The following is a 6,254-nucleotide window of genomic DNA, read 5'->3' as shown; positions in this document are numbered from 1 at the left end:
GAAATCGAAGTCTACGGGGACATCATCCGGGACCTCCGGGCCTTCCATGATGAAATCGGTCATCTCGACGGTTGGGTAGTCGAAGTCATACCGCAAGTTGTCTGGTGTCCCGGAGGCAATCAGCTTGGCGTCGGGCTGACGGATGGTGAAGCCGACAATGCCGTCTTCGCCGTCCGGGCCGGTGACGTTGAGTGTGAGGGTAAGTTCGTCGTCCATATCGACCGTGACTGTGCCGTCGCCGTTGTCAGCAAAGGTCAAGGTGCCAAGCTCCCAGACGGAGGCGCCGTCTGCGACGGGAATGGCGGCGGAAAGACCGATGATTGAGATGGCATCGCCGTCATTGCTGGTGCGGTCGAATGTCAGGTCGGCACCGTAGCGTGCGAGGAGAGACTGCCAGTCGTCCCAGACTTCGGACGGGGTGATATCGGCGAGGGCAGGACCTGCTGCGAGAGCCAGGGCAGAGGTCAACGTGAGGGTGCGAAAGAAAGGCATAATATAAGTCCGGTTCAAAATTCGGGGGTGTCGACACAATCCTGTGTCCGCCAAGGGGCGTCAAGGCAAGGGTTTTGCCGCGACGACAGGTGGGATAAGCGTGGCGATGTTAACACGCAGTAAGGCAAAAATGAGGTCTGAGATGTCTGTTCTTGGCAAGACAGTAATGATTACCGGGGCAAGTCGGGGGATCGGCGCGTCTGCAGCAGAGGTGTTCGCAGGGGCTGGGGCAAATGTGGTTTTGGTGGCGCGCGGCGGTGAGGCGATCACGGAGATCGCGGGGTCTATAGGGGATCAGGCGCTGGCCGTTCCCTGCGACGTCAGCGATTATGCGCAGGTTGAAGCGGCGGTTCAGGCGACAGAAGCGGCTTTTGGGCCGGTGGATATATTGGTAAACAACGCCGGTATGATCGAGCCAGTAGCGCATCTTTCCGCGATTGCGCCGGGCGATTGGGACCGGGTGATTGATGTCAATCTGAAGGGTGTTTTCTATGGCATGCGCGCTGTTTTGCCGGCGATGATCGCGCGGGGGTCAGGGACGATTTTGAACATCTCGTCGGGGGCCGCGACCAATCCGATTGAGGGATGGTCGCATTACTGCACCTCGAAGGCCGGCGTTTTGATGCTGACCCGCATGGGCGACAAGGAAAACCGCGAACATGGGGTTCGCGTGATTGGGTTGTCGCCGGGAACAGTCGCAACCGAGATGCAGCGCGAGATTAAGGCCAGTGGGGTAAATCCTGTTAGTCAGCTGGACTGGTCGGTCCATATCCCGCCTGAATGGCCTGCGCGGGCATTGGTGTGGATGTGTGGTTCGGATGCGGATGCATATTTGGGGCAAGACATTTCGCTGCGTGATGACGCTATCCGCCGCACGGTTGGGTTGATTGAATGATTGAGACGGCGGTTGATGGGCGTGTCTTGACGCTGACGCTTAATCGTCCAGAGAAGGCGAATGCGTTGACGCTTGAGATGCTGAGGACGCTGGCCGATCAGTTTGAGCGCGTGGACCCAGATGTTTGTGCCGTGGTTTTGACCGGTACGGGCAAGGTGTTCAGTGCTGGTGCCGATTTGGACGCCGCGCGGGCCGGGTTGGCAATTGATCCGGTTTGGGAGCGATTGTCGCGGGCGGTTGCGGGATGCCCCGCGTTGACTGTGGCCGCAATGAATGGAACGGCTGCGGGGGGCGCCTTGGGCATGGTGCTTGCCTGCGATTTGCGGGTCGCGGTGCCGGGAGCGAAGATGTTTTACCCGGTGATGAAGCTGGGATTTTTGCCGCAACCGTCGGATCCGATGCGGTTGGTCGCTTTGGGCGGCGTGTCGGCAGCGCGACGCGTGTTGCTGGCCGGAGAGCGGCTGGACGCTGCGTCCGCGCAGGCGCTTGGGTTGCTGGATGCGATTGCGGACGACTGTGTTGCGGCGGCACATATGATGGCGGCGGATGCCTGTGCGGCGGGGCAGGAGCATGTGGCCGCGATCAAGACGATGATCCCGCGCTAACGATGTTTGCGACGCTTTCCGGGGGGTTTGGAGTGGACGTCGGGCGGTCTTTTGGGTGACCCATACGAGGAAGGTCTTCAGCCTTGAATGCTCGCGGAGTGCCTCGGGCGTATGGGAGGCGCGGGCAAGCTCGGTTTTGGTGAGCGTGACATGAATTTCGGTGTGACAAATCTGATGAAGTAAAACGGTTGGGCCTCCCTTGCCGCCCCGGAGTTTGGGGACGAGGTGTTGGAGGCTTTGTTTGGCCTGCGCCAATAGAGGACGCAGGCAAAGAGAGCAAAAGGGATCGCTCATGGATAATACATCTGGACGTGCCGGGGATTTTGACAAGGTCGAGGCATTGGTGGTGGGCGGCGGACCAGCAGGGTTGGCGGCGGCGGAGGTGATGTCGGCGCGCGGCTTGTCTGTTGTCGTTGTCGACGCGATGCCTTCCGTCGGGCGTAAGTTTCTGATGGCGGGGAAATCGGGTCTGAACCTGACGAAGGACGAACCCTTGGCGGCGTTGTTGGCGCGGTACGGGGATGGGTCGGTGGCGTTCGCTGAGGCGGTTAAAGCGTTTGGGCCGGAGGCAATTGTCGCCTGGGCACGCGAGCTTGGTGAGCCGGTGTTTACCTGGTCTACAGGACGGGTGTTTCCGAAGGCGATGAAGGCCTCGCCACTTTTGAGGCGCTGGATGGGGCGTTTGGGTGAGCAGGGCGTCGAGGTGCGCGCGCGTTGGCGCTGGACCGGCTGGGACGGCGATGCCTTTGTGTTTGCGACGCCGGAGGGCGAGCGTCGGATTGAGGCTTCGGTTGCGGTGATGGCGCTGGGCGGTGGCAGTTGGGCGCGGCTTGGGTCGGACGGGGCCTGGACGGATATTTTTGCGGCGTCTGGCGTGACATGCCGGGCGTTTCAGGCGTCGAATGCGGGGCTTTTATTGGACTGGTCGCCGCATATGGCGGCGTATTTTGGGTCACCGGTGAAGGGCGTGGCCTTGGGCGCGGGCGATGTGGTCAGCCGGGGCGAGTGGGTTGTGACACAGCGCGGAATTGAAGGTGGCGGCGTCTACGAGGTCACGCGCGCGATGCGCGAAGGTGCGGCGCTTTCGGTGGATTTGTTCCCTGATTTAACGGTTGAACAAGTGGCTGTGAAGTTGTCGCGGGATCGCGGGAAATTGAGCGTCTCTAACTATTTGCGCAAAGCGCTGAAGCTGACGGAGGTGCAGCGGGCGTTGTTGATGGAATGGGGCCGACCATTGCCGGAGGGCGTGGCTTTGGCGGCATTGATTAAGGCTCTGCCGGTGCCGGTTCGGGTGGCGTTTCCGTTGGACGAGGCGATTTCAACTGCGGGCGGCGTCGCTTGGGACGCCTTGGACGGGTTTATGCTGCGCGATCGCCCAGGGGTGTTTGCGGCCGGAGAAATGCTGGATTGGGATGCGCCGACGGGCGGCTATCTGATCACGGGATGTCTGGCGACAGGGCGGGCTGCAGGCGCTGCTGCGGTGAAGTTTCTCGCGCGTTAGAGCGACCAGTCGATCTGGGGGCCTGCGGGGATGATGCCGAGGGGGTTTCTCAGCTCGGATTGGGAATGATAGCCATTTTTGTAGACCTCAAAGCGGACGGTGTCGGCGATACCCGGCATGGCGTAAAAGCGGCGCGCGTAGGTCCATAAGGCAGGGTAGTCGGTGATCCGGCGGATATTGCATTTGAAAGCGTAGTGATACGCGACATCGAAGCGCGCAAGGGTCGGGAACAGGCGCAAGTCGGCTTCGGTCATCTGATCGCCTGCGAGCCATTTGGTTTTCTGGAGTTGAGCGTCTATGGCGTCGAGTGTCTCGAAGACTTCGGCCACGGCGATGTTGTAGGCGTCTTGGGTGCGCGCGAACCCTGCCCGGTAGACCCCGTTATTGAGGGTCGGGTAGATGCGGTCGTTCCAGGCGTCGATCTGAGGGCGTAAGGGTGCGGGGTAAAGGTCGGGCCCTTTGTTGAACGTGAGGAACATCCGGATGATGTCCGCGCTTTCGTTCGACACGATTTGGCGGGTTTCGCGGTCCCACAGGACGGGCATGGTGCAGCGACCGGTATAGCCGGGGTGTTGGTGAGCGTAGACCTCGTGGATGGCTGAGACGCCAAGCTCGGGGTCTGAGTATTCTCCGGTTTCGTCGAAGACCCAGCCTTGGTTGGTGCGACGGGGGCGGGCGAAGGAGACGGAGATGTCGTTCTTAAGTCCGAGAATTTCGCGGGCGATGAGGGCACGGTGGGCCCAGGGGCAGTTCCAAGCGACATAAAGATGATAGCGGCCCGCAGCGGGCGGGAAGGGGCCGTCGGGGGTGATCCAGTCACGGATTTTGGCCTCGGCGCGCTTGAATTCACCACCATTGGGGGTGTCTGCGCCGGGGTCTTCCATGTGGTAGGTGCCGTTGATCATCACGCCCATTTTGGTGCTCCCTGTTCGATAGCGGAAGACATAGAGCGTTTGAAGCGGTCTGGCGACGCGCAGGGGGTGTGCGTCAGGCGCCGGGTTGGAAAGTAGACACCAGAATCACCCAGGATTCGGCGGGCCGGATCATGGTGTAATGGTGACGCCAGCTGCGTTCCAAAGTGCCATCCCCTCGCAAAAGCTCCCAGTTGGCAGTGATCAGCGCAACGTGAGAGCCCTGGGTGGTGAGGTCTGAACCGGCCAGACGCACAGTCGCCACGCTTGCCTGAAGAAGGGCTGCACGACGCTGCTCGTTGAAGGCGATGAGGTCGGTGGCGGCTGAAAGGGTTTCGTGGCTGCCGTCAGCGTGGATCATGTGACAGGGCAGGCTAAAGAACCGCGAGAGCGCATCACAGCCAATCGATCCGGCAATGACGGCTTGCCAGGTGTCGCAGTAGAGCCTTGGGAAATCCTTGAGGGTGGTTGCAGTCATGCTAGCGGTTCTTTTGCGACGCAGTCCAAGCGGCGCGCGCTTTCATGCGGTCGAGGTAGGACGTTGAGGTTTCGGCTAGATCGTGCGCGTCGGTGGCCCAGAACAGGCAGTGTGCTGCAATGATATCGGCGATGGTGAAGGTATCGCCACCGAAGAAATCCGCGCCGTCGAGAAGGCGGATAAATTTCTCTTCCGCCAGTTTAAAATCAACCTCCAGCAAGGGAAAGACCTCGGGGTGGCGCATGTCTTTGGGCAGGACGTAGCTATGGCGCGAACGCATCCAAAGCGGGGCTTCGAGTTCGGTCAGAAGAAATGCGATGCGGGCGTCCATTTTGGCACGGGCATGGCTGCCGGGGCTGTGGGTGAGGCGATTTTCTCGGTCCGAGAGGTGGTAGAGGATCGCGGTGGAATCGGTGAGGACCGCGTCGCCATCTTTGAGGACGGGGACCTGCTTCAATGGGTTCAGCGCATTAATCTCGGGGGAATGAGGGCGCGCGATCTGGTGATCGTAAGAAAGGCCCAGTTCTTCGAGACACCAAAGAACGCGGGACGTACGGGTGGCGGTGGGTCCAACGACGGTCAGGGTCATCTGCGGTTCATCCATGCGATTTTTAGGAGTGTGCGCTCCATGAGCGCCATGTCGGGGGCGCGGTTTGTTGAGCGCAGCGTGAGGTCGGTATCCAGAAGGAGCGCCAGCGCGCGTTCGGTCTTGTGCATACCCCATGCGGCCGCCTGGCGTTGGATGCGGTCGCGTCGGGGGCCGAAGACGGGCGGGCGCAATTTGGCGATGCCCTGGCCGGGGCCTCCGGGGTCGGACGCGACGATGTGGAGCGTTTTGAAGTGGCGGGTCGCACCGATGCACAGGCCAACCGCCCCGATGCCCTGAGCCTGAAGCCGTTTCAGAACGGGGCCAATGCGGTGGGCTTCGCCGTCGGCCGCTATGTTCAGAACATCGTCGATGCCCGCCTCGATGGATTGGGGCGCGGAGAGGTCGACTTCTTCGGGGGTAAGCGGGGTGGTGTCGCCGCGTTTGTAAAGGGAGATTTTTTCAAGCGTTTGGCGGAAATCGCCCGGATCGAGGACGCGGGACAAATTGGTGAGCGCCGCCATTGCGTCGGTTGAGATATCTTTCAGGCCAGATTGCGTAAGGGCGGCTTCGATTTCGGCGCGGCTTGGGGGGTCGTCGTAGATGCCGGTGGCGTAGGCGTTCGAGTGGTCCTCGAAGGCCTTGCGAAGCTTGGATTTGGCAGCGAGTTGCCCCGCGGTGACCACGACTTGTGCATCCCCTGTCTGCCAGTCGGAAAGGGCGGCTTTCATCGTTTCGGTGAGGCCGTCGCCTGCGTCCTCGACAAAGACCACACGCGGGCCGGGG

Annotated in this window: 7 protein-coding genes and 2 pseudogenes; 3 read left to right on the top strand and 6 right to left on the bottom strand. The window is 61.2% G+C overall.

Annotated elements, in window-relative coordinates; all coding sequences use genetic code 11:
• A pseudogene (locus AC221Y_RS18685) lies at positions 1-492 on the bottom strand (hypothetical protein); the annotation flags it as partial.
• A gap of 142 nt (positions 493-634) precedes the next feature.
• Here AC221Y_RS18685 and AC221Y_RS18680 point away from each other — a divergent pair.
• Positions 635-1,387, top strand: a complete 753-nt coding sequence (locus AC221Y_RS18680) for an SDR family oxidoreductase (RefSeq protein WP_486708009.1) — start codon at positions 635-637, stop codon at positions 1,385-1,387.
• The gene (locus AC221Y_RS18675; protein WP_486708008.1) at positions 1,384-1,992 is read left to right on the top strand and encodes an enoyl-CoA hydratase/isomerase family protein; all 609 of its coding nucleotides are present in this window, start codon (positions 1,384-1,386) and stop codon (positions 1,990-1,992) included. The genes AC221Y_RS18680 and AC221Y_RS18675 overlap by 4 nt, the downstream gene beginning before the upstream one ends.
• Here AC221Y_RS18675 and AC221Y_RS18670 read toward each other — a convergent pair.
• A pseudogene (locus AC221Y_RS18670) lies at positions 1,989-2,286 on the bottom strand (HNH endonuclease). The gene AC221Y_RS18675 and the pseudogene AC221Y_RS18670 sit on opposite strands and share 4 nt — an antisense overlap.
• Here AC221Y_RS18670 and AC221Y_RS18665 point away from each other — a divergent pair.
• Positions 2,285-3,493, top strand: a complete 1,209-nt coding sequence (locus tag AC221Y_RS18665) for a TIGR03862 family flavoprotein (RefSeq protein WP_486708007.1) — start codon at positions 2,285-2,287, stop codon at positions 3,491-3,493. The pseudogene AC221Y_RS18670 and the gene AC221Y_RS18665 sit on opposite strands and share 2 nt — an antisense overlap.
• Here the strand turns inward: AC221Y_RS18665 and AC221Y_RS18660 are convergent.
• The 4 genes from AC221Y_RS18660 to AC221Y_RS18645 all read right to left on the bottom strand — a co-directional run.
• The gene (locus AC221Y_RS18660) at positions 3,490-4,407 is read right to left on the bottom strand and encodes a glutathione S-transferase family protein (RefSeq protein WP_486708006.1); all 918 of its coding nucleotides are present in this window, start codon (positions 4,405-4,407) and stop codon (positions 3,490-3,492) included. The genes AC221Y_RS18665 and AC221Y_RS18660 overlap by 4 nt on opposite strands.
• 73 nt (positions 4,408-4,480) lie before the next feature.
• On the bottom strand, positions 4,481-4,882 hold the full coding sequence (locus tag AC221Y_RS18655) for a hypothetical protein (protein ID WP_486708005.1): 402 nt from the start codon (positions 4,880-4,882) through the stop codon (positions 4,481-4,483).
• A gap of 1 nt (position 4,883) precedes the next feature.
• Positions 4,884-5,471 (bottom strand): glutathione S-transferase family protein, encoded by a 588-nt coding sequence (locus AC221Y_RS18650; RefSeq protein WP_299754807.1) that lies wholly within the window; start codon positions 5,469-5,471, stop codon positions 4,884-4,886.
• The coding region (locus AC221Y_RS18645) for a DNA polymerase III subunit delta (RefSeq protein WP_486708004.1) at positions 5,468-6,254 on the bottom strand (787 nt) is incomplete at its 5' end. The genes AC221Y_RS18645 and AC221Y_RS18650, both read right to left, overlap by 4 nt.

Source organism: Boseongicola sp. (assembly GCF_057460485.1).
The sequence above is the reverse complement of the archived record's forward strand: the minus strand, read 5'-3'. Positions and strand labels throughout refer to the sequence as shown.

Coding starts and splice junctions, on each gene's coding strand:
- AC221Y_RS18680 (WP_486708009.1), top strand. CDS start 635: ATGTCTGTTCTTGGCAAGACAGTAATGATTACCGGGGCAAGTCGGGGG.
- AC221Y_RS18675 (WP_486708008.1), top strand. CDS start 1,384: ATGATTGAGACGGCGGTTGATGGGCGTGTCTTGACGCTGACGCTTAAT.
- AC221Y_RS18665 (WP_486708007.1), top strand. CDS start 2,285: ATGGATAATACATCTGGACGTGCCGGGGATTTTGACAAGGTCGAGGCA.
- AC221Y_RS18660 (WP_486708006.1), bottom strand. CDS start 4,407: ATGGGCGTGATGATCAACGGCACCTACCACATGGAAGACCCCGGCGCA.
- AC221Y_RS18655 (WP_486708005.1), bottom strand. CDS start 4,882: ATGACTGCAACCACCCTCAAGGATTTCCCAAGGCTCTACTGCGACACC.
- AC221Y_RS18650 (WP_299754807.1), bottom strand. CDS start 5,471: ATGACCCTGACCGTCGTTGGACCCACCGCCACCCGTACGTCCCGCGTT.